Annotated in this window: 25 protein-coding genes and 1 tRNA gene; 13 read left to right on the top strand and 13 right to left on the bottom strand. The window is 49.9% G+C overall.

What is annotated here, in order from left to right; translation table 11 throughout:
* Positions 1 to 36 precede the first annotated feature (36 nt).
* Positions 37 to 309, top strand: coding sequence for an oxidative damage protection protein (locus tag MET42_RS0114235; RefSeq protein ID WP_019883785.1), 273 nt, complete (start codon positions 37 to 39; stop codon positions 307 to 309).
* Positions 310 to 376: 67 nt separating this feature from the next.
* Here MET42_RS0114235 and phoU read toward each other — a convergent pair whose 3' ends face one another.
* Positions 377 to 1,081 (bottom strand): phosphate signaling complex protein PhoU, encoded by a 705-nt coding sequence (gene phoU, locus MET42_RS0114230; RefSeq protein ID WP_019883784.1) that lies wholly within the window; start codon positions 1,079 to 1,081, stop codon positions 377 to 379.
* 72 nt (positions 1,082 to 1,153) lie between these two features.
* The gene (rpiA, locus tag MET42_RS0114225) at positions 1,154 to 1,816 is read right to left on the bottom strand and encodes a ribose-5-phosphate isomerase RpiA (protein WP_019883783.1); all 663 of its coding nucleotides are present in this window, start codon (positions 1,814 to 1,816) and stop codon (positions 1,154 to 1,156) included.
* A 95-nt stretch (positions 1,817 to 1,911) separates the two neighbouring features.
* Between rpiA and ilvA the strand changes: the two genes are divergently transcribed.
* Both ilvA and MET42_RS0114215 read left to right on the top strand, forming a co-directional pair.
* Complete coding sequence (gene ilvA, locus MET42_RS0114220) at positions 1,912 to 3,423, top strand: threonine ammonia-lyase, biosynthetic (protein WP_019883782.1); 1,512 nt, start codon at positions 1,912 to 1,914, stop codon at positions 3,421 to 3,423.
* 146 nt (positions 3,424 to 3,569) lie between these two features.
* Positions 3,570 to 4,691, top strand: a complete 1,122-nt coding sequence (locus tag MET42_RS0114215; RefSeq protein ID WP_029512467.1) for a glutaminyl-peptide cyclotransferase — start codon at positions 3,570 to 3,572, stop codon at positions 4,689 to 4,691.
* A gap of 78 nt (positions 4,692 to 4,769) precedes the next feature.
* On the opposite strand, the gene MET42_RS0114210 is transcribed toward MET42_RS0114215, so the two are convergent.
* From MET42_RS0114210 to MET42_RS0114200, 3 genes are all read right to left on the bottom strand, one after another.
* Complete coding sequence (locus MET42_RS0114210; protein ID WP_019883780.1) at positions 4,770 to 5,003, bottom strand: sulfurtransferase TusA family protein; 234 nt, start codon at positions 5,001 to 5,003, stop codon at positions 4,770 to 4,772.
* Positions 5,004 to 5,022: 19 nt separating this feature from the next.
* A complete protein-coding gene (locus MET42_RS0114205; RefSeq protein WP_033425686.1) occupies positions 5,023 to 5,340 on the bottom strand; it encodes a rhodanese-like domain-containing protein in 318 nt (105 codons plus the stop codon).
* Between the two features lie 45 nt (positions 5,341 to 5,385).
* Positions 5,386 to 5,461, bottom strand: a tRNA-Phe gene (locus tag MET42_RS0114200).
* Between the two features lie 249 nt (positions 5,462 to 5,710).
* Here MET42_RS0114200 and MET42_RS0114195 point away from each other — a divergent pair.
* The 8 genes from MET42_RS0114195 to MET42_RS0114160 all read left to right on the top strand — a co-directional run bounded on the left by MET42_RS0114195 (position 5,711) and on the right by MET42_RS0114160 (position 16,438).
* Positions 5,711 to 6,601 (top strand): PfkB family carbohydrate kinase, encoded by an 891-nt coding sequence (locus MET42_RS0114195; protein WP_019883779.1) that lies wholly within the window; start codon positions 5,711 to 5,713, stop codon positions 6,599 to 6,601.
* A gap of 182 nt (positions 6,602 to 6,783) precedes the next feature.
* A complete protein-coding gene (rpsO, locus tag MET42_RS0114190) occupies positions 6,784 to 7,053 on the top strand; it encodes a 30S ribosomal protein S15 (protein WP_019883778.1) in 270 nt (89 codons plus the stop codon).
* A gap of 302 nt (positions 7,054 to 7,355) precedes the next feature.
* Positions 7,356 to 9,476 (top strand): polyribonucleotide nucleotidyltransferase, encoded by a 2,121-nt coding sequence (gene pnp, locus MET42_RS0114185; RefSeq protein WP_019883777.1) that lies wholly within the window; start codon positions 7,356 to 7,358, stop codon positions 9,474 to 9,476.
* 178 nt (positions 9,477 to 9,654) lie between these two features.
* On the top strand, positions 9,655 to 11,700 hold the full coding sequence (locus MET42_RS0114180) for a TonB-dependent receptor (RefSeq protein ID WP_019883776.1): 2,046 nt from the start codon (positions 9,655 to 9,657) through the stop codon (positions 11,698 to 11,700).
* Positions 11,701 to 11,714: 14 nt separating this feature from the next.
* Positions 11,715 to 12,119, top strand: a complete 405-nt coding sequence (gene nikR / locus MET42_RS0114175; RefSeq protein WP_019883774.1) for a nickel-responsive transcriptional regulator NikR — start codon at positions 11,715 to 11,717, stop codon at positions 12,117 to 12,119.
* A gap of 147 nt (positions 12,120 to 12,266) precedes the next feature.
* Entirely contained in the window at positions 12,267 to 13,913 is a 1,647-nt protein-coding gene (locus MET42_RS0114170; protein ID WP_019883773.1) for an ATP-dependent endonuclease, read from the top strand.
* Positions 13,903 to 15,030: a UvrD-helicase domain-containing protein gene (locus MET42_RS0114165; RefSeq protein ID WP_019883772.1), complete on the top strand. Its 1,128-nt coding sequence runs from the start codon at positions 13,903 to 13,905 to the stop codon at positions 15,028 to 15,030. The genes MET42_RS0114170 and MET42_RS0114165 overlap by 11 nt, the downstream gene beginning before the upstream one ends.
* A gap of 19 nt (positions 15,031 to 15,049) precedes the next feature.
* Positions 15,050 to 16,438 (top strand): DUF2130 domain-containing protein, encoded by a 1,389-nt coding sequence (locus tag MET42_RS0114160; protein WP_019883771.1) that lies wholly within the window; start codon positions 15,050 to 15,052, stop codon positions 16,436 to 16,438.
* A gap of 52 nt (positions 16,439 to 16,490) precedes the next feature.
* Here MET42_RS0114160 and MET42_RS0114155 read toward each other — a convergent pair whose 3' ends face one another.
* From MET42_RS0114155 to MET42_RS0114120, 7 genes are all read right to left on the bottom strand, one after another.
* Entirely contained in the window at positions 16,491 to 16,829 is a 339-nt protein-coding gene (locus MET42_RS0114155; RefSeq protein ID WP_019883770.1) for a tRNA-binding protein, read from the bottom strand.
* Between the two features lie 205 nt (positions 16,830 to 17,034).
* Positions 17,035 to 17,589 carry an isochorismatase family protein gene (locus MET42_RS0114145; RefSeq protein ID WP_019883767.1) on the bottom strand — a complete coding sequence of 185 codons (555 nt, stop codon included), beginning with the start codon at positions 17,587 to 17,589 and terminating at the stop codon, positions 17,035 to 17,037.
* Between the two features lie 2 nt (positions 17,590 to 17,591).
* The gene (locus MET42_RS0114140; protein ID WP_019883765.1) at positions 17,592 to 18,938 is read right to left on the bottom strand and encodes a TolC family outer membrane protein; all 1,347 of its coding nucleotides are present in this window, start codon (positions 18,936 to 18,938) and stop codon (positions 17,592 to 17,594) included.
* Between the two features lie 29 nt (positions 18,939 to 18,967).
* Positions 18,968 to 19,624 carry a protein-L-isoaspartate O-methyltransferase gene (locus MET42_RS0114135; protein ID WP_019883764.1) on the bottom strand — a complete coding sequence of 219 codons (657 nt, stop codon included), beginning with the start codon at positions 19,622 to 19,624 and terminating at the stop codon, positions 18,968 to 18,970.
* A gap of 181 nt (positions 19,625 to 19,805) precedes the next feature.
* Positions 19,806 to 22,943, bottom strand: coding sequence for an efflux RND transporter permease subunit (locus MET42_RS0114130; RefSeq protein ID WP_019883763.1), 3,138 nt, complete (start codon positions 22,941 to 22,943; stop codon positions 19,806 to 19,808).
* On the bottom strand, positions 22,943 to 24,028 hold the full coding sequence (locus tag MET42_RS0114125; RefSeq protein WP_019883762.1) for an efflux RND transporter periplasmic adaptor subunit: 1,086 nt from the start codon (positions 24,026 to 24,028) through the stop codon (positions 22,943 to 22,945). The genes MET42_RS0114130 and MET42_RS0114125 overlap by 1 nt, the downstream gene beginning before the upstream one ends.
* The gene (locus MET42_RS0114120) at positions 24,021 to 24,659 is read right to left on the bottom strand and encodes a TetR/AcrR family transcriptional regulator (protein WP_019883761.1); all 639 of its coding nucleotides are present in this window, start codon (positions 24,657 to 24,659) and stop codon (positions 24,021 to 24,023) included. Before MET42_RS0114120 ends, MET42_RS0114125 begins: the two co-directional genes overlap by 8 nt.
* A gap of 249 nt (positions 24,660 to 24,908) precedes the next feature.
* Between MET42_RS0114120 and MET42_RS0114110 the strand changes: the two genes are divergently transcribed.
* On the top strand, positions 24,909 to 25,313 hold the full coding sequence (locus tag MET42_RS0114110; protein ID WP_019883760.1) for a DoxX family protein: 405 nt from the start codon (positions 24,909 to 24,911) through the stop codon (positions 25,311 to 25,313).
* Positions 25,314 to 25,340: 27 nt separating this feature from the next.
* Here the strand turns inward: MET42_RS0114110 and MET42_RS0114105 are convergent, their stop codons facing one another.
* Positions 25,341 to 26,222 carry a LysR family transcriptional regulator gene (locus tag MET42_RS0114105; protein WP_029512465.1) on the bottom strand — a complete coding sequence of 294 codons (882 nt, stop codon included), beginning with the start codon at positions 26,220 to 26,222 and terminating at the stop codon, positions 25,341 to 25,343.
* 172 nt (positions 26,223 to 26,394) lie between these two features.
* Between MET42_RS0114105 and MET42_RS0114100 the strand changes: the two genes are divergently transcribed.
* On the top strand, positions 26,395 to 26,784 hold the full coding sequence (locus MET42_RS0114100; protein WP_024930945.1) for a DoxX family protein: 390 nt from the start codon (positions 26,395 to 26,397) through the stop codon (positions 26,782 to 26,784).

The following is a 26,784-nucleotide window of genomic DNA, read 5'->3' as shown; positions in this document are numbered from 1 at the left end:
ATGATAGCGCTTTTAGCAGTGTAGTGAGGAACGAACATGGCAAGATTGGTGCAATGTGTGAAACTGGGCAAAGAGCTTGAGGGCATGGATTTCCCGCCTTATCCCGGTGAGTTGGGCAAAAGGATTTATATGCACGTCTCCAAAGAGGCCTGGGCAGGCTGGTTGAAGCAGCAAACCATGCTGGTTAACGAAAACCGTTTGAGCCTGGCTGATGCCAGCGCCAGAAAGTATTTGGCCGAGCAGACTGAAAAGTACTTCTTTGGTGATGGTGCCGATGTCGCGAGTGGTTACGTGCCGCCCAGCGCTTAATGCATCAGCTTGATAGCCGCGATTAAAAAAAGCACTCCTTGGAGTGCTTTTTTGCTTTAAATCCATTTTAGGATTGCGTTTCGCGCTGAATGTCTTCCAGGCTGGTGTGGCGTACATCTTTGCCTTTCACCATATAGACGACGTATTCAGAAATGTTTTTGGCATGGTCGCCAATACGCTCAATCGCTTTGGCCACAAACAGCACTTCCAGTGACATGGAAATTGTGCGTGGATCTTCCAGCATAAATGTAATCAGCTGACGCATGGCGGCGCGGAATTGCTCGTCCACTTGTTCATCTTGCTTGGCCACTTCAACCGTCTGGCTCACGTCCAGGCGGGCGAAAGAGTCTAATGAGGTGCGCAGCATCTCACGCACAATCCCAACCATGGTTTTAATCTCGTTAAAACGTGGTTTGTACATGCGGTCTTGTTCGTAGATGCGCTGCGCCGTACGGGCAATTTTGGTGGCCTCGTCGCCAATACGCTCGAGGTCGGTGATGGTTTTGACCATCATCATGATCATGCGCAAATCACGTGCGGCAGGTTGCCTGCGGGCGATGATATGGCTGCAATCTTCGTCGACTTGTACTTCGAGTGCATTGACGCGTGTGTCACGCTCCATCACATCCTTGGCCAGATTCACGTCGGCACTGGTGAGTGCCTCCAGCGCATTCACAATCTGCTGCTCAACCAGTCCCCCCATTTCCAGAACCTTGGCACGTACTGATTCTAGTTCAACATCGTATTGCTTAGAGGTATGTTCAAATTGCATGACAAATTTTCCTAATTATTGTGCCGGTGCAGATTACCAGCACAATATGACAACTTCATGATAATTTTGCAATTACTTTGTCAGTGTCTTGACACCGTTTGGTGTGGCCAGCAACAAGACGTTAGCTGGGCGGGCTGCAAACAGGCCATTGGTGACGACGCCAACGATGGCGTTGATTTTGGCTTCCAGCGCGATCGGGTCGCTAATGGTCAGGCCGTGTACGTCCAGGATCAGGTTGCCGTTATCGGTGGTGAAGTCACGCAACTGTGGTTGGCCGCCCAGTTTGACCAGTTCGCGAGCGACATGGCTGCGGGCCATTGGCAACACTTCTACCGGCAGCGGGAACTTGCCTAATACTGGTACGAATTTGCTTTCGTCACAGATGCAGATAAAGGATTTCGCTACGGCAGCCACGATTTTCTCACGGGTCAACGCACCGCCACCACCTTTAAGCATATGCATGTGTTCGGTGATTTCATCGGCACCGTCTACATAAATATCCAGGCTGTCGACGCTGTTCAAGTCAAATACTTCGATGCCGTGGGCACGCAAGCGTTGTGCAGTCGCTTCTGAGCTGGCCACCGCGCCGGTGATTTTATGTTTTACTTTGGCTAGTTCATCAATAAAGAAATTGGCGGTTGAGCCTGTACCCACGCCGATAATGCCATCTTTTACATAAGTCACAGCGGCTTTCGCTACTTCCAGTTTCAGTGCGTCTTGTTGTGCTTTATCCATTGCCATTTGCTTCAATCCTTGATTAATTCTTTATAATACAAACAATTCTCTATCATACACTGCAACCCTGCGGTTTTAAAATCTTAACGCCTTTCATGACCATCAATTACCGCGAAAAAATCGAACACTCTCAAGTCTATGCTGTGGCCAGACACACGCCTTTGGATGAGATGCCTAACCTGTCTGCGCGCTTTAAAAATCGTGTGTTATTGAAGCGTGAGGATATGCAGCCGGTGTTTTCATTCAAACTGCGTGGCGCCTATAACAAAATGGCTAATTTACTGCCCGATGCGCTGGCGCGTGGCGTGATTTGTGCCAGTGCCGGCAACCATGCGCAAGGTGTGGCGCTGAGTGCGCAAAAAATGGGCTGCCGTGCCGTGATCGTGATGCCGACGACAACCCCGGCGATCAAGGTCAATGCGGTGCGTTCGCGCGGGGCCGAGGTGGTGCTGTTTGGCGATAGTTATTCTGATGCCTATGCGCATGCTCTCAAAGTGGAGCAAAGCGAAGGCCTGACCTTTGTGCACCCTTATGATGACCCGGACGTGATTGCCGGTCAGGGCACGATTGCGCTGGAAATTGTGCAGGATCATCCGGAGCCGATAGAAGCGATTTTTTGCTGCGTTGGCGGTGGCGGTTTGCTGGCGGGAATTGCGGCATATATCAAAGCCGTGCGCCCGGAGATCAAAGTCATTGGCGTTGAAGCGCAAGATGCGGAAGCGATGACAGAGTCAGTCAAGCTTGGCCAGCGCGTGATGCTGGAGCAAGTTGGCTTGTTTGCAGATGGCGCTGCGGTGAAGCAGGTGGGCGAGCATACCTTTGCTTTGGTGCAGCAGTATGTGGATGAAATGATCGTCGTCGATAACGATGAGGTGTGTGCCGCGATTAAAGATGTGTTTGAAGACACGCGCAGCATTCTTGAACCTGCCGGTGCCTTGGCCTTAGCCGGCTTGAAAGCCTACAGTGAAAAACACCAGTTGCAAGGCAAAACCATGATTGCCGTCGCTTCTGGCGCCAATATGAATTTTGACCGTCTGCGCTTTATCGCTGAGCGCGCTGAGTTGGGTGAGCATCGTGAAGCCGTGTTTGCGGTGACGATTCCTGAAACGCCGGGGGCGTTTAAAGCCTTTTGTCGCCAATTGGGCAGCCGGAATATCACTGAATTCAATTACCGTTTTTCTGATAACAAGCAGGCGCATATTTTTGTTGGCCTGGCCGTGCATAACCCGGCGGAGGCGACTGAGATCGCCAGCACATTGGAGGCTGCGGGCTTGCCAACGCTGAATTTGAGCGATAACGAAATGGCCAAGCTGCATTTGCGCCACCTGGTCGGGGGGCATGCGCCGCAAGCGCAAAACGAAGTGGTTTACCGCTTTGAGTTTCCGGAGAAGCCGGGCGCATTAATGAACTTTCTCGAATCTATGGGTCACAACTGGAACATTAGTTTGTTTCACTACCGCAATCATGGCGCCGATTTTGGCCGCGTGCTGGTGGGGATGCAGGTGCCACCAGAAGATAAAACGGCTTTTGAGCAGTTTCTGCAGCAGCTGGGCTACCCTTACTGGGATGAAAGTCAGAATCCTGCCTATCGCTTGTTTTTGGGATAGTTGGTTATAAATAGCCAATATGGTGGCTGTTTGCAGCCTTTGTTGGCGGTGATGATGTGAAAAGTAGTCGTGGGCCACGGTTTGTCGGCAAGTATGATTCTTGCTGCAACCATAAGCTTTAATAAAAAAATCAGGAGATAAATGCAATGTTGAATTCATCAATGGCGCGTCGCACGCGCATGAGCTTGCTGTTGCTGGCTTTGGTCGCCAGCGTGGCGGCCTGTAACAAGCAGGAAGCGTCCACTGAGGCGGCAGCCCCGGCGGCTGAAAGCGCTGTATCTGGCGCCGTGGCTTACGTGTCTACCCAGGATGCTGGCGTTAGCGTGATTGATCTGGCAACCATGCAGGTCACCAGGCAAATTGACGTCAAGGCGCAGGCACCACGTGGTTTGGCGTTGACCGATGATGGTAAGCAGCTCGTGGTTGCCACGCGTGAGAATGGCAGTGTTTCTGTTATTGATACGGCCACCGGCGAGCTTGTGAAGCAAATTGAGGTGGGTAAAAACCCTGAATTCGTGCGTATTAGGGGTAACTTTGCTTATGTGTCGTCTGAGCCAAGCGCCAAGGCTGGTCCGCCACCTAAACCAGGTGAAAAGCATGAAGAGGACGATGACGACGATGATGAAAAAATTCCGGCCAAAATTGCAGTGGTGGATTTGAGCAAAGGCGAAAAAATCCGTGAAATTACCGGCGGCCCGGAAACGGAAGGCCTGGAATTTTCAGCAGATGGCAAGCAACTGGTGATTACCAATGAAGCAGATAACACCGTGACTGTGCACAATATTGAGACCGGCGAACTGGTGAAAACCATTGCGACACATGAATACGGTGATAGACCGCGCGGTATTAAAGTGTCACCTGATGGTAACACCTATCTGGCAACACTGGAGTTTGGGAACAAGATCCTGGTGATGGATAAAGACTTTAATGTGGTGCGCACCGTGGATACGGCTGAAACACCTTACGGCATTGCTTACGATAGCAAAGGCGAGCGTATTTTTGTGGCCACCAATAAAGCCAAATTGCTGCAAGTGTTTGATGCCAAAACCTTTGAGAAGGTAAAAGAGGTGCCGACCGGTAACCGCTGCTGGCATTTCAGCTTCACGCCAGACAACAAAAATATCCTGTTAGCGTGTGGCAAGTCTGACGCCGTATTTGTGATTGATGCGGACAAGCTGGAAGTAACTAAGCAAGTGGAAGTGAAAAACATGCCCTGGGGCGTGGTCACTTTCCCGAAAGCGATGGGTAGCCTTGAGCAAGCCAAATAAGCTAATCGCTTTGCCGTGAAAAAGCCCGCAATTGCGGGCTTTTTATTTAAACGTTTTGATTTTAAGCGAGGCGCTGGCTTAAGCGCTGCGTTTACGGATCCAGAAGGTGAACACGCCTTCGGCTTCTTGTGTGTCCAGCAAGGTATGGCCAGTTTGGCGGCAAAAGGCGTCAAAGTCTTTTTTTGAGCCAGGATCTGTGGCAGTAATTTTGAGTACCTGTTCAGCGGTCAACTCATTCAGGGCCTTTTTGCAGCGCAGGATGGGCAATGGGCAGTTCAAGTTGCGGGCATCAAGATCTTTATCAAATTGCATGAGCGTTCCTGAAAATAAATTAAGCCGCTTGTATGGGTAGGCCTGCACGCGCCCAAGCCAGAATGCCGCCTGCAAGATGTGAAACATCGGTGCGGCCTTGTGCCAGCGCAAATTCGCCTGCGGACACCGAGCGCACGCCGCTACGGCAATAAAACACAATTTTTTTGTCTTGGGGAAACTGGTCGAATACTGCCGTCAGATTGCCTAAAGGTACATGCAGTGCGCCGGGCAAAATACCGGAAACCAGCTCGTGATCATTGCGGATATCAACAAGCAGCAATGATGGATCGTTCAGTAATGGGTGTAACTCATCCGGTGTTAAGTGTTTTAATGACATCAACAAACCCAGAAAAAGAAGTGCGCCGAGAGGCAGGTAAGGAAGTGGTGGCCAGAGGCAGAATCGAACTGCCGACACGAGGATTTTCAATCCTCTGCTCTACCGACTGAGCTATCTGGCCAACAGCAATTTGGGCATGTCCCGAATCGCAAGACGCGCATTATAGCAAAGATCGCCAAGAATGCACACAAAAGATAAAAAAAATCCTGATATGCTGCACATAGGTTATTTTATGCCGCTTGCGAGCCGGTTGAATCATGCTCAGTGTGACCGGTTTGGCAGTTTATTGAAACAATCTGCGTCAGTGCGAGTCACAAAAGTGAGGGTTAGTTAATGGTATTGGGTGGGTGTGGAAAATAGGATGGAGCGTATGTCGAATGCCATCATGATTTTGGGTGAAGTGTTGGGAGATGTGTTTCCCGAGCAAACCATTATTGGCGGCGCGCCTTATAACGTCGCCAGGCATTGCCATGCCTTTGGGCTGGAGGTGCATTTGCTGACGGCGGTGGGCAAAGATGCGCTCGGCGAGCGTATTGTTGCTGAGATGCAGGATTGCGGCTTGTCGATTGCAGGCGTGCAACAGTCTGATACTTTGCCCAGCGGGCAGGTCATGGTGCATTTGGACGCACACGGTCACCGCTTTGAAATTCTCGATCAGCAAGCCTACGATGACTTGCAGTGGCCGCCGGTACAAGTCTTAACCAAGCAGCATCCGCCACGCCTGGTGTATATCGGCTCACTGGCATTGCGGCATGCGCCCATGCAGGCGCTGGCTGACCAATGGCTAAAAATGTGTACAGCCACGGTTTTTTGCGACATTAACTTGCGTGCGCCATGGTATGACGCGCACAGCCTGCGCCAGGTATTGCAGGCCGCAGATATCCTGAAGATTAATCATGAAGAGTTACCGGAGGTATGCGCGCTGGTGGGCTTGCCTGTGTCGTCAGATATTAACGACCTGGCGCGGCAGTTGCTAATGGTGTTCGGTTTGAGTGAGGTGTTTGTTACCTGTGGCGAGCAGGGCAGTTTCTGGCTGGATGCTTATGGCAATGGTTTTAGAGCGCCACCGATGAAATTGCAATCGCCTTTTGTCGATAGCGTGGGGGCGGGGGATGCGTATACGGCAGTGGTTATTCGCGGGTTGCTGGCTGGCTGGTCGCGGCAAACCATGCTGACACGTGCTGCCTGGTTTGCTGCCTCAATTTGCGGCATTCGTGGCGCGGTGCCAGCCCAGGCAGGTTTTTATGATGATTTCTTATAGCTTGTATCTAGGCCATGAGTCGGAAATTAATTCATAAAAACAGAAGCTTAATCCTATAAAAGACTATGCAAGGCAGGGACTTGCCGATATAATGCGCGGTTCGTGTAATTTGAATGTCGGCGTGGTAAGGCAAATAGGTTGCTTGGCTGCCGCGACATTGACGCTAACTCAAAGGAAAAAAGATGGCTGTTACCGCAGAACAATCCGCAAAAATCATTAAAGAATACCAACGCAGTGAAGGTGATACCGCAAGCCCGGAAGTACAAGTGGCTTTGTTGACTAACCGTATCACTTACCTGACTGAGCACTTCAAATCCAACAAAAAAGACAACCACTCACGTCGTGGTCTGTTGGCCATGGTTAGCCAGCGTCGTCGTTTGCTGGACTACCTCAAAGGTAAAGACGTTAGCCGCTATCAAACGCTGATCGAGCGCTTGAACCTGCGTAAATAATTTGGTTGAAGTGTGACACTTAACACTGTTCACTTTTAACGAAATAAAAGCCGATGGCATGGTGATTGCCTCGGCTTTTTTGCTTTAAAAAATCACCAAAACGCGGTGGCTTCTGTGAGTGCGTTGCAACTGGATAAGCAGGTGCAGCGTGTTGATGGAAGTCACCACAAATCGGGAAATACAGCCGTCGCGCGTCGGGCAACCCAATGAAGAGCGCCCAAACGCAGTAAGCGAATGCTGTATTTTCATTATTGAGATTGGCTATTAGGTAGTGAATAGCCATGGTAGAGAAAAGGAAAAATATGTTTGAAATTACTAAAAGAAGCATCCCGTTTGGTGCGCATACCCTGACATTGGAAACAGGTGAAATTGCACGCCAATCTGATGCGGCAGTGATCGTCAGCTACGGGGATACCGTTGTGCTGGTGGCTGTGACTGCCAAGCGAGAAGTGAAAGAGGGTCAGGATTTCTTTCCATTGACCGTGGATTACCAAGAGAAGACCTATGCGGCTGGCCGTATTCCTGGTGGTTTCTTCAAGCGCGAAGGCCGTCCTTCTGAAAAAGAAACGCTGACTGCACGTTTGATCGACCGTCCATTGCGTCCGCTGTTCCCAGATGCCTTCTATAACGAAGTGCAGGTCGTGGCCACTGTATTGTCACTGGATCCGGAAATTGATTCCGATATCCCTGCGGTGATTGGTGCTTCTGCTGCGCTGGCATTGTCTGGTATTCCATTCTACGGCCCATTAGGTGCGGCACGAGTGGGTTATATCAATGGCGAATATGTATTGAACCCTGATGTTTCATTGCTGAAAGACTCTGCATTGGATCTGGTGGTTGGTGCAACTGAATCTGCGGTGATGATGGTTGAATCTGAAGCCAAAGAGCTGTCTGAAGAAGTGATGTTGGGCGCCGTTGTATTTGGTCACGAGCAAATGCAACCAGTGATCAAAGCGATCAACGAAATGGCTGCAGAAGCCGGTAAAGATGCCTGGGATTGGACACCGCCAGAGCCAGACACTGCGTTGATCGAAAAAGTGGCTGCGATTGCTGCCGACGACATCAATGCTGCGTTCAAGATCAAATCTAAAGGTGAGCGCTCTTCCACACTGGATGAAATCATGTCACGTGTCATGGGCACCTTGATTACGGAAGAAACTTCTACACTGGAAGCCAACAAGATTAAAGACGAGTTCTTTAAACTGGAAGCCAAAACCGTACGTAGCCAGATCCTGAACGGCGAGCCACGCATTGACGGCCGCGACACACGCACTGTGCGCCCGATCACCATTCGCTCAGGCGTATTGCCACGTACACACGGTTCTGCCCTGTTTACACGCGGTGAAACACAAGCGCTGGTAGTTGCTACATTGGGCACTGGCCGCGATGAGCAAATCATTGACGCACTGTCTGGTGAGTACACTGACCGCTTTATGTTGCACTACAACATGCCTCCGTATGCGACTGGTGAAACAGGCCGTGTGGGTACGCCTAAGCGCCGCGAAATCGGCCACGGTAACCTGGCTAAACGTGCTTTGAAAGCAGTACTGCCTAAAAAAGAAGACTTTGACTACACCATGCGTGTGGTGTCAGAGATCACTGAGTCTAACGGTTCCAGCTCCATGGCGTCTGTCTGTGGTGGTTGCTTGTCCCTGCTGGATGCTGGTGTGCCATTGACTGCACACGTCGCTGGCGTGGCAATGGGCCTGATCAAAGAAGGCAACCGCGTGGCTGTACTGACCGACATTCTGGGTGACGAAGACCACCTGGGTGATATGGACTTTAAAGTAGCCGGTACCGACAAAGGCGTGACCGCCCTGCAAATGGATATCAAAATCACCGGTATCACAGCACAAATCATGCAAGTGGCACTGGCACAAGCCAAAGAAGGTCGCGCGCACATCCTGGGCCTGATGAAAGAAGCTGTGTCAGGTGTTAACACCGAAATGTCACAGTTTGCACCACGCATCATCAGCATGAAGATCAATCCGGACAAAATCCGTGACGTGATCGGTAAAGGTGGCGCAGTGATTCAGGCACTGACCAAAGAAACCAACACCAGCATCGACATCGAAGATGACGGTACCGTGAAAATTGCATGTACCAATGCGGATGAAGGTGCTGAAGCCCAACGTCGTATTGCACAGATCACCGCTGAAGTTGAAGTCGGCCAGATCTACGAAGGCCCAGTGGTCAAGATTCTTGATTTCGGTGCTGTCGTGACTTTGTTGCCAGGTAAAGATGGCCTGGTACACATTTCACAAATCGCCCACGAGCGCGTCAAAGCAGTGAGCGATTACCTCAAAGAAGGTGACATCGTGAAAGTGAAAGTGGTTGAGCTGGATGACAAAGGTAAAGTGCGTTTGAGCATGAAAGCGTTGATCGATCCACCTGCAAGAGAAGAAGCGCCAGCGGCTGAATAAGGCGTCTGTTGTTAAAAAAAGCCCGCGTCAGCGGGCTTTTTTGTGCCTGTCTCTCATGAAGTAGCGGGTAAAAGTATGTTTGCGTCAATATACGTATAGGTCATTGTGGCCTACTGCTTCATAATGCCGTCGTATGAATAATAAAAAAAAGATCATACGATAGAGGGTAAGTACACCGATGACAAAATATTCAAAGATTGCCATGGCGCTGGCAGGGTTGTTTGCCAGCGTACCCACACTGGCTAATGAGTCTATAGACTTGGAGGAAATCCAGGTGCGCGCGCATTACGACAACGCTGTTGGTTCATCAGATGCGGCCAGTGAAGGTAAAGTCAACGCTAGCCTGATTAAGAACCGGCCAATTGCGCGTATTGGCGAGATACTTGAATTCGTGCCCGGCATGATCGTGACCCAGCATAGCGGCAGCGGTAAAGCCAACCAGTTTTACCTGCGTGGTTTTAACCTCGACCACGGCACAGACTTTGCCACCTATGTGGACGAAATGCCGGTCAATATGCGCACCCATGCGCACGGCCAGGGCTATACCGATTTGAATTTCCTGATCCCCGAGCTGGTCAGCCATTTGCATTACAAAAAAGGCCCTTACTCGGCAGAAGAGGGCGACTTTTCATCGGCGGGCGCGGCGCATTTGCATTTGCTGAATCAGTTGCCACAGGGCATCGCCAGCCTGACGGTGGGGAGCTACGATTACCAGCGCATGCTGCTGGCAAACTCTGTGGCTTTGCAACAAGGCCATTTACTCTATGCGCTGGATGTCAATCACTATGATGGCCCCTGGCAGGTGGCAGAAGGCGTCAGGAAATACAATGGTTTGCTGCGTTACCGCGAAGGTGATGCACGCGATGGCATGACGCTGACTGCAATGGCGTATAAGAACCGCTGGAATTCGACCGACCAGATTCCATTGCGTGCTGTACGCAGCGGTCAAATCGGGCGTTTTGACGCGATTGACCCGAGTGATGGCGGCGACTCGTCACGTTACAGCCTGTCGTTTGCCAAGCACCACCGTGATCAGCATGGTGGCTGGCAAATCAATGCCTATGCCGTCCGCTCCAAGCTCGATTTATTCGGCAACTTTACCTATTTTCTAAGTGATCCCGTCAATGGTGACCAGACTGACCAAAGTGAGCAACGCATCATGCTGGGCCTCAATCTCAGCAAGTCGTGGCTAGGTGAAATTGCCGGCATGGTGATGGACAATAAAGTGGGCTTGCAAACACGGTATGACAAGTTGTCACCAGTGGCGCTCTACAAGACAGCGCAAACGCAGCGCTTGTCACAAATACGGTCAGATAAGGTAGAGGAAAGCAGTGCCGGTGTTTATGCTGAAAACACGCTATGGTGGCATGAGAAGCTACGCACGGTGGCAGGCTTACGTTATGATCGCTACCAGTTCGATGTCAAAAGCAGCCTGGCAGGTAACGCTGGCCATGTCGGCGATGGCATTACCTCACCCAAGTTTTCGGTCATTTTTGGGCCGTGGGCGAATACTGAGTTTTTCTACAATATTGGCAAAGGCTTTCATAGCAACGATGCACGCGCTGCCACACAAACCCGCCTGCTAGATGGTTCTGCTGCTTTGCCTGTTACCCCCTTGGTGAGCACTCGCGGCAGCGAGATCGGCGTCAGAAGCGAGTGGGTGCCTGGTTTGCAAAGCTCTTTGGCCATCTGGCAACTGGATATGGACTCCGAGCTGTTATTTGTTGGTGATGCCGGTGAAACCGAACCCAGCCACGCCAGCCGCCGCTATGGTGTTGAGTGGAATAACCATTATGTCGTCAACGACTGGCTATTGCTCGATATGGATATTGCACTCTCCAAAGCCCGCTTCAGAGACCACGACCCAGCAGGACAATACATCCCCGGCGCAATCAACAAAGTGGCCTCCCTGGGGGCAACGGTGACAAATTGGGGCAACTGGTTTGGCAGCATGCAGTTACGCTACTTTGGCCCCAGGGCGCTGATAGAAGATAATTCTGTGCGCTCAAACGCCACGTTCCTTACCTATGCCCGCATCGGCTACCGGTATAATCAACGCACCAGCCTGACACTGGATGTGTTTAACCTGTTTGACCGCAAGGCCAGCGATATCGACTATTACTATGAGTCGCAACTCAAAGGCGAGGCTGCACCGGTCAACGATATTCACTTTCACCCGGTAGAGCCGAGAGCTGCACGACTCACATTGACCTATCAGTTTTAGCGAGGACTTAGCCCATGCGACGCATCACGATTTCAGTTGAGGACGACCTGGCCGACGCCTTTGACCAACTGGTGGCCGTCAAAGCCTACGTGAATCGCTCAGAAGCCTTTCGTGACCTGGTGCGCAAAGCCCTTGATGAGGACGTGATGCAAAACAATAATCACACCCAGGCCGATTGCGTCGCGTCGCTCAGTTATGTTTACAACCATCACGAGCGGCAACTCGCCAGCCGCGTGAACCAGTTACAGCATGCACACCACCATGTGATTATTACCGCACAGCATGTGCATTTAGACCATGATAACTGTATGGAAACGGTGATACTGAAAGGCAAGATCGCCGAAGTGGAGGAGTGCGTGAATGCTATCTCGTCACAAACAGGTGTGACGCATGCGAAGGTGCATATTATTCCGAGGTAGTTGAGATGCGCCACTTATTAAGTCAACCGAGTCTGACCTATGATTTTACGTGATGCAAAACGGTAGAGCTTGAACTCCGATATGTGCTACATAACTTTATCAATCAGACATTGAGTACAAGTGAAATTTAATTTAAAGGACTAAACCTTGTTAATTGAAAAGATTGTCATTGAGAATTTTAAGTGCTTTAAAGATCGTTTTACATTATCCCTCAACAGCGGTCTAAACATAATCGTAGGAGATAACGCGGCTGGTAAATCAACGATTCTTGAGGCGATAAACTTGGCACTTACAGGCCTGTACAATGGCCGTTATTTACACAATGAGTTAACTCAGTATTTGTTCAATGATATTGCGGTAAAAGAATATTTAGACAGTCTACAAAATCAGGACAAGCTGCCTCCTCCATCGATTTTGATTGAATTATATTTTGACAAAGAAGAAAGGCCTTTTTTAAAAGGCAATAAAAACACATCCGGGGAGGATTATAGTGGTGTTTTTCTGAAGGTTGAGTTTGACGACGCATACCAGTCTGTTTATCAAGAACTTATACAATCTGGCAATTTAAGAACCATTCCGATTGAGTATTACCATGTTGTTTGGAAAGGGTTTTCAAGAGATACGATTACGGCAAGAAATATACCATTGAAATCGGCGCTTATTGATTCATCAAATACGCGGTTTTCTAATGGCTCTGATTTGTATATTAGTCGAATCGTAAAAGAATTATTGACTACTGAAGAAGTTATCAATATTTCTCAATCGCATCGAGAAATGAAAGAGTCTTTTATTGGTAATGAGTCAATACAAAAAATCAATGAAAAGTTAACCTCCGCCGCAAAGGTTACAGAAAAAAGGGTGTCGATTTCAGTTGAGCTATCATCAAAGAATGCGTGGGAAAGTAGTTTGACGACCTATGTGGACAATATACCTTTTCATAATATAGGAAAGGGTGAGCAAAGCGTCATTAAAACTAACCTTGCCTTAGCACACAATAAAGCTCAAGAGGCCAATGTCGTTTTGGTAGAAGAACCTGAAAATCATCTCTCACATACTAAATTGAATGAGTTAATCAAGGCTATCAAAGGTAGTTGTGAGGGTAAACAAATCATCATCACTACTCATAGTAGCTTTGTTGCAAATAAGCTTGGACTAGACTCACTGATTTTATTGAACGACAGAAAATCAACCAAAATGAGTGGGCTGTCTCCTGATACAAAAGCCTTTTTTGAAAAATTACAAGGATATGACACGCTAAGACTTATATTGTGTGACAGAGCAATTTTAGTTGAGGGTGACTCAGACGAGTTGGTCGTTCAAAAAGCATACATGTCGGCTAATCAGGGCAGGCTTCCGATTGAAGATCGGATAGATGTTATTTCTGTTGGAGTTTCGTTTTTGAGATTTCTTGAGATAGCAGAGAGGATTTCTCAACGTGTTAGCGTCATTACTGACAACGATGGCGATATTGAAGCACTAGGAAAGAAGTATCAAAACTATTTAGGCGAAAATGCGAGGCCAAACATCAAGATTTATTTTGACCAAGAAGTTGATGTAGGAGGCTTGGTGATCGGTGAAAGTAAATTTAATTACAATACGCTGGAGCCAAAATTTCTTAAAGCGAATGGGTTTGATAAAACCAAAAAAATTCTTGGCGTCCAATATGATGACATCGATAACCTACATAAATATATGAGAGCCAATAAAACAGAATGCGCCTTAAAAATATTTGAATTTGATGAAGAGATTATCTTTCCATCCTACATCTCAGATGCAATTAGTAATGTCGAATAATTTAATCATTGCTGCTGCTGGCTCTGGTAAGACAACTGAGCTTATCAAGCGAGCAATTAATAAAGCAGAACACGGTGAAACCGTTTTAATTACAACCTTCACCGAAGCTTGTGAAGAGGAAATAAAGACAAAGTTATTAATGGAGTCTAAAGGTGTAGTTAATAACCTTATCACTGTTCAAACATGGTTTTCATTTTTAATCAAACATGGCGCCAAGCCATATCAGAGCTGTGTTGTTGATATTGAAATTAATGGCTTAATACTCGAAAGTGGACGGTCGGGTATCAAATATCAAACGAAAGCAGGTCAGCCAGTTTATTGGGGTGAAGAAGAGAATATTGAAAAGTTTTACTTCTCAAGTGAAGGTAAGGTTTACTCAGATAAGTTAGCGAAATTTGTAATGCGCTGTAATGAGAAGTCGCACGGCAAAGTTATAAAGCGCATTTCAGAATGCTTCGATAATATTTTTATTGATGAAGTACAAGATTTAGCTGGTTACGACTTAGAGTTTCTTAAGCTGCTCTTTGATAGTCCATCGAATGTACTACTTGTTGGTGATCCAAGACAAGCAACATACTCTACTAACAACGCAGCAAAAAATAAGAGGTTTCAAAAGTCAGAAATTCTTAATTTTTTTTCTGACAGATCAATCAATATAAATATTGATGACCTGTCACTAAATGTGAATTATCGTTGCTTATCAGACATATGTGACTTTTCAAATACCTTGTATCCGAACTTTTCTGGTACTACATCTGGTAACAGCGAGTCTACAAATCATGATGGTGTCTTTCTTGTTGAAGAATGTTTGCGCGATAATTATCTCTATGAATATAAGCCCATGCAGCTGAGGTATTCGGTAAGGACGATGGTTAATAACAATTATTACGTACTGACATTCGGTAAGTCCAAAGGACTAACATTTAACAGAGTGCTTATTTACCCCACTGGGCCAATGGTAGATTGGCTTATTAATAGACAAAGTGAATTGAAACCAGAACCAAAAGCAAAGTTTTATGTAGCACTCACGAGAGCAAAATATAGTGTTGGAATCGTTTTAAAAAGAGAGATTTTAAAAAAATTAGATGGATTTAATATATATGAACCAGCTATTTGAGCATGAATTGGAAAAGTAAATGCATGAAATCATCTGCCCCCATTGCAGCAAGGCCTTTAAGATTGATGAGGCTGGCTATGCTGACATCCTCAAACAAGTCCGCGATAGTGACTTTGAGCATCAACTTCATGAGCGTCTTGAGTTGGCTGAAAAAGAAAAGCAAAGTGCAATTGAGTTAGCTACCACTAAAGTGGCCAGTGACTTGCAGCAAGCTGCCGCGGCCAAAGATAGTGAGATTAAAGAGCTTAAGTCTAAGCTAGAGTCTGAGGCCGTGGCTAGGCAGTTGGCTGTAACTCAGGCGTTGAGTCAGGTTGAAAAAGAGCGCGATGCTTTGGTGAACCAACTTGCTCAAGCAAAACAAGAGGTTGCTAATGTGGCTAATTTGGCAGAAGCAAAGCTCTCGCATGAGATTCAAAAAACAGCTTCGACGAAAGACAGTGAAATCCAAGGCTTAAAAGCAAAGTTGGACGCCATTGAAACCGAAAAGAAACTGGCGATTAATCAAGCGGTGGGCCAGGTGGAAAAAGAGCGTGATGAACTTAAGGGTAGCTTGGTACGCGCGGCCCTTGAGAAAGAGTTGGCTGAGAAGTCACTTAAAGATAAATACGAAACGCAGATTAAAGACCGCGATGATGCTATTGAGCGTTTGAAGGACTTGAAGGCTAAGCTTTCGACAAAGATGATCGGCGAAACGCTAGAGCAGCATTGCGAAACCGAGTTTAACCGTATTCGTGCCACTGCATTTCCTAAAGCGTATTTCGAGAAAGACAACGATGCACGCTCGGGCAGTAAAGGCGACTATATCTTTAAAGACCAGGATGACGGTGGCACTGAAATCGTCTCAATTATGTTTGAGATGAAAAACGAAAATGACACTACCGCTACTAAAAGCAAAAATGAGGACTTTTTAAAAGAGCTGGATAAAGACCGCAATGAAAAGGGTTGCGAGTATGCGGTGCTGGTTTCACTATTAGAGCCTGAAAGTGAGCTTTATAACACTGGCATCGTCGATGTGTTCCACCGCTATCCCAAAATGTATGTGGTACGCCCGCAGTTTTTTATCCCTATGATTACGCTGCTGCGTAATGCAGCTTTAAACTCGATGAAATATAAAACTGAGTTGGCTACCGTAAGAGCACAAAATATAGATATCACGAATTTTGAGAGCGAGCTAGATGCCTTTAAAAACGCGTTTTCACGTAACTATGAACTCGCCTCGAATCACTTTCAAAAAGCAATAGATGAGATTGATAAGTCTATCGATCATCTGCAAAAAACCAAAGATGCATTGCTCAGTACCAGCCGCAACCTTCGTTTAGCCAATGACAAGGCACAAGATGTGACTATTAAGAAGCTGACTAAGGGTAATCCGACGATGGCTGATAAGTTTGAAGAGCTAAAGCGATAATGAACAGTCGCTTTAACTTGATGAATTATATTACTTTCTAATCGGTGAGTATTTAGAGTAGTTTTGTACCAAGTGGTACTTCATGCTCGGGTACGCACAGGGTGACGCGCCCTTCGGTATCATGAAAACCGGTGACCAGGCATTCTGACATCAAGGGCCCGATTTGTTTGGGCGGGAAATTCACCACGGCGACCACTTGTTTGCCGATTAAACTTTCCGGACTGTAAAGCGCTGTGATTTGAGCACTGGATTTGCGTACGCCAATCTCTGGGCCAAAGTCGATCTGCAGTTTGTAAGCGGGTTTGCGAGCCTCGGCAAATACTTCGGCCGCAATCACTCGCCCAACGCGCAACTCCACTTTGGTGAAGTCGTTCCATTCGATTTGAGTCATATCACCATATCCTTAAAGATCATCTGGCGATGATCTCCGAAGTTTTAAATCAACGTTAATGATCATACTCTGCAAGTATTTATCCAAAGGTCAGGGCAATAGCGCGCAGAGTGCTAAAAGAGGTGTCTATCATTACCGCATTTTTTGCGGTGATTGAAAGGGCTTATTACCGCACGTTGAAGCATTTAGTAATCAATGGCGCGCATTAACGAATCAGCGCAGAGAGCGCTTTGAATTGTGCATGTGTGGCGGCCTGCATGGGTTCAAACAGCATGGATTCAGTATTGGTGATGATGCAACCGGCCGCGCGCAGGCGTTCGATGGCATTGTTGCGATTGGCGATATCGCGTGAAATAACGGCATCTTCAACAATAAACACCTGTTTGCCAGCAGCCAGGGCATCGAGTGCGGTTTGTAGCACGCAAATGTGTGCTTCCAGGCCAAATAATACGACTTGTGGCGCAACGCTGATGGAGGATTCCTGCAAGGCGGGTTCATGCCAGGCGGAGAAGGCGAGTTTAGCTGTGCGCGGGGTGTATTCAGGCAGTAATGATTGCAGCTCTGGCAAGGTCTCGCCAAGTTTTTCCGGGTATTGCTCGGTGACCCACAGCGGAATATTGAGTAATTGCGCTGCTTGCAGCAAGCGTTGAATATTCTTGATCACCGTTGCCATGGCGGCTTCTGGCATCACAGAGCATAGCCGCGTTTGTACATCAATCAACATCCAAACAGCATCTGTGCTGGCTATGGCAGATTTCATGGCTATCTCTTGGTGAGTTGCTGGTCTATGTCCTGCAGGTCGGCTTCTGACACAATCCCGCTCGCGGTTTTCAGGCGGATAATATTGACCAGGTAGTTATAGCGGGCCTGTAGTAAATCGCGTTTGGCGCTAAAGTGTTGTTGTCTGGCATTAAGTAGGTCTACGCTGGTGCGGATGCCGACTTCATAGCCGAGCTTGGTGGCGTCTAACTGGCTTTGGCTGCTTTGCAAGGCCTGCTCCAGTGCCTTGATTTGTGCAATGCTGCTACTCAAGCCCAGGTAAGCACGTTGTGTTTCCAAGATGGTCTGGCGGTGGACGTTTTCGAGGTCATCTTGTGCTTTCTGCTTGTTGTAAGCCGCCTGCCTGATGCGAGAGTCTACCGCGCCACCCAGATAAATCGGCACGTTGAGCTCTACGCCGATCACTGCATTTTGCAGGTCTGTCCCAAAACGGTTCTGGCTACCGTTGTAGTGGCTATCGGTGTAGCTGGCGACCGCATCCAGGGTCGGATAGTGTCCGGATTGGGCGATGCTGATATTGCGGTCACTGATTTCAATCTGTGCCTGCTGGATCTGAATATTCAGGTTGCTGGCGGCAGTTACTGTTTGCCAGTCTTGCATGGGCTTGATGGCAGGTGTGATTTGCAGGTCGTCACGCACTTTTGCCAGCGTTTGTGGCGGGCTGCCTATGATGGCTTGCAGGCTATGCTGCGCTACAGCTTGCTCATTTTCTGCCGCAATTTCCTGGGCCACGATCAGATCGTAGCGTGCCTGCGCTTCGTGTAGGTCAGTGACGGTCGTGATCCCGGCCTCAAAGCTGGCTTTGGCCTGTTGCAGCTGTTGCTGGATGGCCTGTTTTTGCGCGGCCAGCAATTCTATGCGGTCCTGTGCCTGCAGCACATCAAAATAGGCCTGTGTGGTGCGCAGCATCAGTTGTTGCTGGGTCAGGTGTAGCTGCTTGTCGGTGACGCTGACCTGCACCTTGCTTAAGTCTATGCGCTCAAGATTTTCTTTTCGGTAGATGGGCTGTCGCGCTTCCACTTTGGCGGCATAGCCTTCAAAACGGTTGACGCCTGCTGGCAGCGGTACATTGGCGGTGTTGTACTTTAGGTCGGTGTGATTGGCAGAGGTGCTGGCACTGAGCGCCACGTTGGGGCGGTAGCCTGCCTTGGCTTGCTCAATCAGCTCTTGTGCCGCCAGGTTGCCATGACCAGCCGCAGCCAGTTGCGGGTCGTTTTGCTTGGCTTGCAGATAAACATCAAATAGGCTTTGCGGGGCTGCTGCTGCCCATGGCCCCAGCCAAAGGCTGCTTAGGAGCAATATCCAGTGAGCAGGGCGGCTGAAGGTCATCGGCGTCTTGGGTGTAATGGCTAAGCGGTTTAAAAGCTGAATGCCTGTGCCTGTGGCGCATTTTGCATTTCTGCCAGGCTGGTTTCAAACAGCACATCCTGTTTGTAACTATGCTCTGCCAGGCGCTGAATCAGGGTGGCTTGCATCACTGGTGCCTGACCCAATACGATCAGCAAGCGGCCGCCGATGCTGAGCTGGTAGCGTACACCTTCTGGCTCGACCGGGCTGGACGCCGTAAACACAATCGCGTCGTAAGGGGCTTGTGATTCGTAACCGTTGTGGCCGTCTAACTCAATCACCTGCGCGTTTTGAATGCCTTGTTTGGTCAGTGATTGCGTCGCTTGCGCGCACAACTCGGGAAAGATCTCCAGCGCAGTCACTTGTGCGCAATGTTGCGCCATCAAGGCAGCCAAGTAGCCGCTGCCGGCGCCTACCAGCAAGACTTTATCTTTGGCTTGCAGTTGTAGCGCCTGCAAAAAGCGGCCTTCTACTTTGGGGCTGAGCATTTGCTGGCCATGTGCCAATGGGATCTCGATATCGGCAAACGCCAGTCCGCGATAGGCTTCCGGGACAAAGGCTTCGCGCGGCATATTGTTTAACGTCGCCAATACTTGCGGGTCCAGCACCTCCCAGGTGCGAATCTGTTGCTCAATCATGTTAAAACGTGCGGTTGCCTGATCTGTCATGTCTTGAATCCCAATGTCGATTATTGATAAGCCGTATTATAGGGCACTTCTATAAATTCAATTTGCGTCGCGATACTGCGTTGCTCATAAAAAATTCTTCCTTACATATAAGCCATATGCGGCGTCATCATTTTTTAATCGCGCCTGGTCTGGCTTAGCCACTTGAGTTTATAAAAATGCCCTAGCGTTTATTGCGCCGTGATTGCATGGTTCTTGCCGTGAATCCAGCCCAGAATGTATACAGTGCGGGCACAAACAAAATGGTCAGGATGGTCGCTGCTGCCAGCCCGCCCATAATCGCTACCGCCATCGGGCCAAAAAATACGCTGCGTGTGAGTGGAATCATGGCCAGGATAGCCGCGGCTGCCGTCAGTACAATCGGCCGGAAGCGCCGCACGGTGGATTGCACTACCGCTTGTTCCAGCGAGGCGCCTTCGGCAATATCCTGCTTGATCTGGTCGACCAGGATCACCGAGTTACGCATGATCATGCCAGACAGCGCAATGCTGCCCAGCATAGCGACAAAGCCAAACGGCATATTGAAAATGAGCAGGGCAAAAGTGATGCCTATCATGCCCAGCGGCGCTGTGAGCACCACCAGGATGACGTTAGAAATACTGCGAAGTTGCAACATGAGCAGGGTAAACACCACCGCCAGAAACAGCGGTGCGCCTTTCGCCACCGATGTGGCGCCCTTGGCCGCCTCTTCAATCGCACCACCAGTTTCAACCGTGACCCCGGGAGGAAGCTTTTGCAGAATGGGGGCAATCGCTTGTTGAATTTGAGTAGACACCACCGGCGCCTGCATATTGCCGCGTAAATGCGCACGTACGGTGAGCGAGGGCACACGGTTGCGTCGCCAGATCACGCCCTCTTCAAAACCATGGTGAATATTAGCCACTTGCGCCAACGGTACGCGCTCGCCACGTTGGCTTAACACCGTTAATTGCGCCAGTTGTGATAGCTGGGCATGCTGTTCATTGCTGCTGCGCATGACCAGGTCTATGCGCTCGTTGCCTTCCCTGAACTCGCTGACCACTTGTTCGAAATATTGCGTATTCAGCAATTGCGCAATGTCTGTTGAACTGACGCCTAACAACCTGGCTTTGTGCTGGTCGATATCGACATGAATCACTTTGCTCGGCTCTTCCCAGCCCAGTTGCACGTTACGCAAATGCGGGTTGGCGCGCATGGCATCGGCAATCTTGTGTGCAACGTCGCGGATGGCTGGCAGGTTTTGCCCATCCACCCGGAACTGTACCGGGAAGCCCACCGGCGGACCATTTTCCAGGCGTAGCACAGAGCCGCGCAATTGCGGAAAATCGCGTTCAAACAGTGCCAGCAGGTCGTTGCGCAGGGCTTCGCGCTGCGCCAGGCTATTGGTCAGAATCACCAGTTGGGCAAAGGCACGATGTGGTAATTGCACATCCAGCGGCAGGTAGTAGCGTGGCGCGCCTGAGCCCACATAAGACACCACGTTTTGCAGTGCGCCATGCTGTTTCTGCCAGTTTTGCAGCCATTGTTCCAGTTGGCTGACGGCAGCATCAGTAGACTGGTCGCTGGCGTTTTCGGCCAGGCGTAAATCAACCACAACCTCAAGCCGGGTGGAGTCTGGAAAGAACTGTTGCTGCACCTTGCCGAAGCTCAACATGGCCACCACAAACAGGGCAATGGTGGCCAGAATGACGCTGCCTTTGTGCTGCACGCACCAGGCGACGATGCTTTGTAGTCGCAGGTAGAACCTTGTTTCATAGAGTGATGCCGGATGGTGAGCACTTGCTTCGCTGGTGGCATGCTTGGCCTTGGGTAGCAAGTGATAGCCCAAAAAGGGAATCACAATCACCGCGGCGATCCAGGACAGTGTCAGTGCAATAGCCGAGACTTGGAAAATAGAACGGGTGTATTCGCCCGTTGACGATACGGCGGTGGCAATCGGCAAGAAGCCCGCCACCGTGACCAGTGTGCCGGTCAGCATGGGCATGGCCGTGGACGTATAGGCAAACGAGGCCGCTTGCATGCGGTCCCAGCCTTGTTCCATTTTGGCGGCCATCATTTCAACCGCAATAATCGCGTCATCCACCAGCAGGCCCAGTGCCAGAATCAGCGCGCCCAGCGAGATTTTGTGTAGGCCGATGTCCAGCCAGTCCATGAGCAGGAAAGTGCCTGCCAGCACAATGGGAATCGCCACTGCGACCACAATGCCGGTACGCCATCCCAGTGAGAGCAGGCTGACAGCCAGCACGATAATCAGCGCTTCGCTGAGCGAGCGTACAAAGTCATGTACCGAGTGTTGCACGATGTCTGGCTGCGAGGTGACCAGTTGCAATTGCACGCCGACAGGCAATTGCTTTTGTACGCTGGTGATGGTTTGCTGCATGGCTTTGCCCAGGGCGATGACGTCGCCGCCCTGTTGCATGCTGACGCCAATCAGCAAGGCGGAGGTGCCGTTAAAGTGGATACGCTGCGCAGGCGGATTGGCATAACCATGCTTGATGGTAGCGATATCGCCCAGGGTCAGGTTCTGGTTGCCTGCCCGGATCGGGAATTGGCGCAGGTCTTCCAGGCTTTGTAAGCGGCCACTCACATCCAGACGGATTCTTTCTGGGCCTGTATCGAAGGTGCCTGCGCCTGTGACTGCGTTTTGCTGCAGCAGCAGTTGCGCTAATTGCGCCGGACTGATACCCAGGGAGGTCAGTTTCTGGTTGGAGATTTCAATGATGATTTTTTGTGGCTGTTCGCCAAATAAATCGACTTTCTCCACGTCGGGTAATTTGAGCAGGCGCGCCCGTACCCATTCCGCTTGTCGTTTTAATTGTTGTGGATTGAGACCGTCAGCGGTGATGGCGTACATGGTGCCGTAGACATCACTGAATTCGTCATTAAAGGTCAGGCTTTGCAAGTCTTTGGGGAAAGTGTGGCGGATATCACCGATTTTCTTGCGTACCTGATACCACAAGTCCGGGATTTTCTCCGAAAACGTATTGTCACGAATAACGATAAACACCACTGATTCGCCGGGCCGTGAATAGCTGCTGGTGTAGTCGATAGAAGGGATTTCTTGCAGCTTTTTCTCAATTTTGTCCGTGACTTGCTGCTCGACTTCCTGGGCTGAGGCGCCAGGCCAGCTGCTGCGAATTAGCATGACTTTAAACGTAAACGGTGGATCTTCCGACTGGCCAAGGTGTGTGTAGGCGAAAATACCGCCTAACAAGGTCAGTACAATAAAGTACAGTACCAGCGCCTGGTTTTTAAGCGCCCAGGTCGACAGGTTAAAGCCTTGCCTGGCTTGCGCTTCGTCACTGTGGTATGGCGTGCTCATTAACGCAATACCTCTTGGCGGGGCGTGACAGCCTGCACCAGCATGCCTTCGGTCAGCGTGTGGATGCCGATGGTGGCGATGGTTTCCTGTGCCTGCAAGCCGCTGGTAATCTCGATGCCGTTTTCTGTGAGTGTGCCTGTGGTCACCTGGCGCAGACGGGCCTGGTGCTTGGCGTCAATCACCCACACACTGGCCTGCTCGCCATGGCGGGTGACGGCGGTGCTAGGGACGATCAACGTATGTGCAGAAGTAGCTTGCTCAAAGCGCACTTGTGCCGTCATGCCCAGTTTGATGCGCTGATCGCTATTGAGTAATTGAATACGCAGGTCAAACGCGTGGGTTTGGCTATTGGCCGCAGGGGAGATTTCACGGATGCGCCCTTGGTACGTTTGCGGCTCATCATTCAGGCTGACGCGCGCGTTGTCGCCCACATGCAGGCGGTCTATCAGTGTTTCAGGTACTGCAATCAGGATTTCCAGCGTCTGCAAATCATAAATTTGCGCAATCGTTTGCCCAGCCGCCACTACTTGGCCTGGCTCGGCCTGAATCATGCCGATGACGCCAGAGCGGTCGGCTAGCAGTTGCGTGTAGCCAGTCTGGTGCTGGCTGACTGCGGCTTGCGACTGGGTTTGTGCCAGGCGTGCCTGGGCTGTCTTCACCTGGGTTTCGTAACTATCCAGTGCAGATTTTGAAATAAAGGTTTGACTATATAACTGCTGGCGTCGTGCCAGTTCAGCTTGTGCCAATGCCAGGTTGGCCTGAGCGGTCTGCACTTCGGCATTGGCCGCCTGTGCATTTAAACGGCTGTCGTTCGGGTCTAGTTGCGCGATCAATTGGCCTTTTTTTACCAGCTCCCCGACGTTGACTGCGCGGGCAGTAATCTTGCCTGCAATGCGAAAGCCAATGTTGGACTCGTAGCGTGACTTGACTTCACCGGTATAACTGGCCGCTGCGTGCGTGTCGCTGTTGCCGACGGACATGACCCAGACCGGGCGCGGTGCTGCGGCTTCTTCAGGTGCCTGATGGCAGGCGCTTACCAGTAAGGCAAGGCAGGTGCTGCTGACAATAATGAATGATTTATGCATGCGGAGATTCTTTCATTAATCCATGCAGGCACATCTCCAACATGGCTTGCATACGAGACTCAAGGGGGCGCCAATTGATCCAGGCATCATCTGCCAGATTGATTTGCAGTGCGCATAAGCCATGCATGGCTGCCCATACCGTTTGTGCGATCAGTGCCGGGTCGGTCAGGGTGGGCTTGAACACACCTGCATGCCAGGCGCTGGTCACCACGCCTATCAGTTGCGAATACGCATCCTGCTCAGGGTTGTTTTGTTCAATACTGGAAAATGCAGGATCGCAAGGAGGATGCTGGGTCATCATCATCATGCGGTAATGGTTGGGGTTGGTCAGCGCAAATTGCACATAATGCTGCCCGAATTGCACAAAGCGCTGTTGCGGGTCGCTGATGCTGAGCGTGGATTTTAAGGCCTGCGCCAGTTTGATCACATCCGCATCCACCACCGCTCTTAGTAGCTGCTCTTTATCGCTAAAATAAAGGTAAAGGCTGGTGGCTGAATAGCCCACACGTTGTGCCACGGCACGCATGGTAACGGCTTCTACACCCTGGTGAATAAACAGTTCTCTCGCCGCATCCATAATGGCGATGCGCACGGTCTGTTTTTCAGCGTCAGTTTTAACCTTGGGAGGCATTCAGCGGTTTTATTTATAAAGATAACATCGTTAACTTAACACTGTTATTTTTAAATGTCAAATCATGCTGGTGTTTCTGCGCGGAATGGTGCAGAGTAACATATGTGATACACCGGTAGCCAGGATAGTGGCTGAGTCGCTGGGTAAATCAATGCGGCAGCAGTTTGTCACCGGCATGCATCATACCGATGCCTGTAGCGTCCATCGGGCGATAGGCAACGCGTTCAAACATGACAAGGAGCGATCAGTATGAATGTACGGCAGCGTTGGGTCAGTTTTGCAGGGCGGGTTTTGTTGTCTCTGATTTTTATTATTAGTGGCATTGCCAAGATCATGGATCCGGCAGGCACCATTGCTTATATAGAAAGTGCGCACCTGCCCTTACCGCAAGTGGCTTATGTGGTGGCACTGATAGTCGAGTTAGGCTTGGGCATTGCTTTACTGGTTGGTTTTAAAGCGCAATTGGCCGCCTCCGGGATTGCCATTTTCACTTTTATCACCGCATTGATATTTCACAGCAATATGGCTGATCCGGTGCAGGTCATTATGTTTCTGAAAAACACCACCATTATTGGCGGTTTGTTGGTGATCATCGCATTTGGCCCTGGTGGTTACAGTGTGGATGGCGGCAAGCACGTGGTGTTAATGGAATAAGGGGTTCTCATTGCGGCTGCCAGCGACTCAGGCGGACGTTGCTTGAAACCAGTGGCGCAAATGCTCGATCAAGGCCAGTGCATTCGCCGACACCTGCTTGTGGTAGGGATACATGGCATAAATGCCCGCGCGCTGCATGCGATATTCTGCTAACACCTCAACCAGGCGCCCCTGTTGCAAATCTTCCAGTACATAAAAGGCCGGTAAGCCGGTAATGCCAAGTCCGGCGACGGCGGCATCGCGCAACACTTCCCCGTGATTGGACTTTAAGCGGGCCTGAATCGGGATGCGGTGTATCTGGTCGTTTTCAGTAAATAACCACTCACTTGCCCTATGTGTGAGGCAGGCATGCTTGGAAAGTGCTTGCGGGGAGCTTGGTACGCCATAGCGTGCGATGTAGTCTGGGCTGCAGCAATAGCACATTGCCGCATCTTCCAGTTTACGTGCCACCATGCCCTCTTCGGGCTGGTCGGTGACGCGTATCACCATATCATAGCCTTCGCTAATCATATCCACATGCCGGTTATCTGCATCCAGCCAGACATCCACCAGGGGATGTTGTTGCATAAACGCAGTGAGGGCAGGCGCCAGCCGCAAGTTGGCATAAGACAGTGGCACAGACATTTTAAGCAGTCCACGCAACTCGTCCGAGCGATTACTGATTTCGAGTTCAGCATCGTGAATAGCTTGCAGTATTTGTTGCGCGCGCTGGAAAAACACTTTGCCGGTTTCTGTTGGCGACAGTTTGCGGGTCGTGCGTAACAACAAGCGCACACCCAGTCTGGCCTCCAGCGCGATGATGCGGCGGCTGACCAACTGCTTTGAGATGCCAAGCGCGTGCGCCGCACTGGTGAAATTGCCGTGTTTGACCACCTCCACAAAAAACTGCATTTCCTCTAATGAAGCCATTGATTGTCAACCTATATGAGACAGTTTTACTATTATGCGTGGGATTATCATTTTTTTGTTTCAGGAATACAATGCCATTCATCAGCCAAATAAGGGCAGTACACATTTTCTCAGGGAAATGTGCGATGAGCGGCTGATCATCGCATCGCACAACCACAACAAGGAGTACAACATGAACGCAATCCAATCCGCAGCCAGTGTGGCTGGTCGTATTTTGTTATCACAGATTTTTATTATCAGTGGCTTGAGTAAGGCAGCGAATCCGGCTGGCACCATTGGCTATATTCAAAGTGTAGGCGCGCCATTGCCTGAGGTAGCGTATGCGATTGCCTTGTTTGTCGAGCTGGTACTTGGTATTGCTTTGCTGGTGGGTTACAAGACGCGTTTGGCCGCGGCCGGCATTGCCGTGTTTACTGTCGCCACGGCATTTATGTTCCACAATAACCTGGCCGATCAAATGCAGCAGATCATGTTCCTGAAAAACCTGACCATTGTTGGTGGCTTACTGATGGTGGTGGCATTTGGCGCGGGTGCGTTTAGCCTGGATAACCGTCGCCGTTAA

Source organism: Methylophilus sp. 42 (genome assembly GCF_000384155.1).
Classification (GTDB): domain Bacteria; phylum Pseudomonadota; class Gammaproteobacteria; order Burkholderiales; family Methylophilaceae; genus Methylophilus.
This window is presented reverse-complemented; position numbering and strand designations above follow the sequence as displayed.

Coding starts and splice junctions, on each gene's coding strand:
- MET42_RS0114140 (WP_019883765.1), bottom strand. CDS start 18,938: ATGACCTTCAGCCGCCCTGCTCACTGGATATTGCTCCTAAGCAGCCTT.
- MET42_RS0114215 (WP_029512467.1), top strand. CDS start 3,570: ATGTTGAATTCATCAATGGCGCGTCGCACGCGCATGAGCTTGCTGTTG.
- ilvA (WP_019883782.1), top strand. CDS start 1,912: ATGACCATCAATTACCGCGAAAAAATCGAACACTCTCAAGTCTATGCT.
- MET42_RS0114130 (WP_019883763.1), bottom strand. CDS start 22,943: ATGAGCACGCCATACCACAGTGACGAAGCGCAAGCCAGGCAAGGCTTT.
- MET42_RS0114195 (WP_019883779.1), top strand. CDS start 5,711: ATGTCGAATGCCATCATGATTTTGGGTGAAGTGTTGGGAGATGTGTTT.
- MET42_RS0114105 (WP_029512465.1), bottom strand. CDS start 26,222: ATGGCTTCATTAGAGGAAATGCAGTTTTTTGTGGAGGTGGTCAAACAC.
- rpsO (WP_019883778.1), top strand. CDS start 6,784: ATGGCTGTTACCGCAGAACAATCCGCAAAAATCATTAAAGAATACCAA.
- pnp (WP_019883777.1), top strand. CDS start 7,356: ATGTTTGAAATTACTAAAAGAAGCATCCCGTTTGGTGCGCATACCCTG.
- MET42_RS0114165 (WP_019883772.1), top strand. CDS start 13,903: ATGTCGAATAATTTAATCATTGCTGCTGCTGGCTCTGGTAAGACAACT.
- MET42_RS0114180 (WP_019883776.1), top strand. CDS start 9,655: ATGACAAAATATTCAAAGATTGCCATGGCGCTGGCAGGGTTGTTTGCC.
- MET42_RS0114135 (WP_019883764.1), bottom strand. CDS start 19,624: ATGACAGATCAGGCAACCGCACGTTTTAACATGATTGAGCAACAGATT.
- phoU (WP_019883784.1), bottom strand. CDS start 1,081: ATGCAATTTGAACATACCTCTAAGCAATACGATGTTGAACTAGAATCA.
- MET42_RS0114120 (WP_019883761.1), bottom strand. CDS start 24,659: ATGCCTCCCAAGGTTAAAACTGACGCTGAAAAACAGACCGTGCGCATC.
- MET42_RS0114160 (WP_019883771.1), top strand. CDS start 15,050: ATGCATGAAATCATCTGCCCCCATTGCAGCAAGGCCTTTAAGATTGAT.
- nikR (WP_019883774.1), top strand. CDS start 11,715: ATGCGACGCATCACGATTTCAGTTGAGGACGACCTGGCCGACGCCTTT.
- MET42_RS0114205 (WP_033425686.1), bottom strand. CDS start 5,340: ATGTCATTAAAACACTTAACACCGGATGAGTTACACCCATTACTGAAC.
- MET42_RS0114145 (WP_019883767.1), bottom strand. CDS start 17,589: ATGAAATCTGCCATAGCCAGCACAGATGCTGTTTGGATGTTGATTGAT.
- MET42_RS0114110 (WP_019883760.1), top strand. CDS start 24,909: ATGAATGTACGGCAGCGTTGGGTCAGTTTTGCAGGGCGGGTTTTGTTG.
- MET42_RS0114100 (WP_024930945.1), top strand. CDS start 26,395: ATGAACGCAATCCAATCCGCAGCCAGTGTGGCTGGTCGTATTTTGTTA.
- MET42_RS0114125 (WP_019883762.1), bottom strand. CDS start 24,028: ATGCATAAATCATTCATTATTGTCAGCAGCACCTGCCTTGCCTTACTG.
- rpiA (WP_019883783.1), bottom strand. CDS start 1,816: ATGGATAAAGCACAACAAGACGCACTGAAACTGGAAGTAGCGAAAGCC.
- MET42_RS0114210 (WP_019883780.1), bottom strand. CDS start 5,003: ATGCAATTTGATAAAGATCTTGATGCCCGCAACTTGAACTGCCCATTG.
- MET42_RS0114235 (WP_019883785.1), top strand. CDS start 37: ATGGCAAGATTGGTGCAATGTGTGAAACTGGGCAAAGAGCTTGAGGGC.
- MET42_RS0114155 (WP_019883770.1), bottom strand. CDS start 16,829: ATGACTCAAATCGAATGGAACGACTTCACCAAAGTGGAGTTGCGCGTT.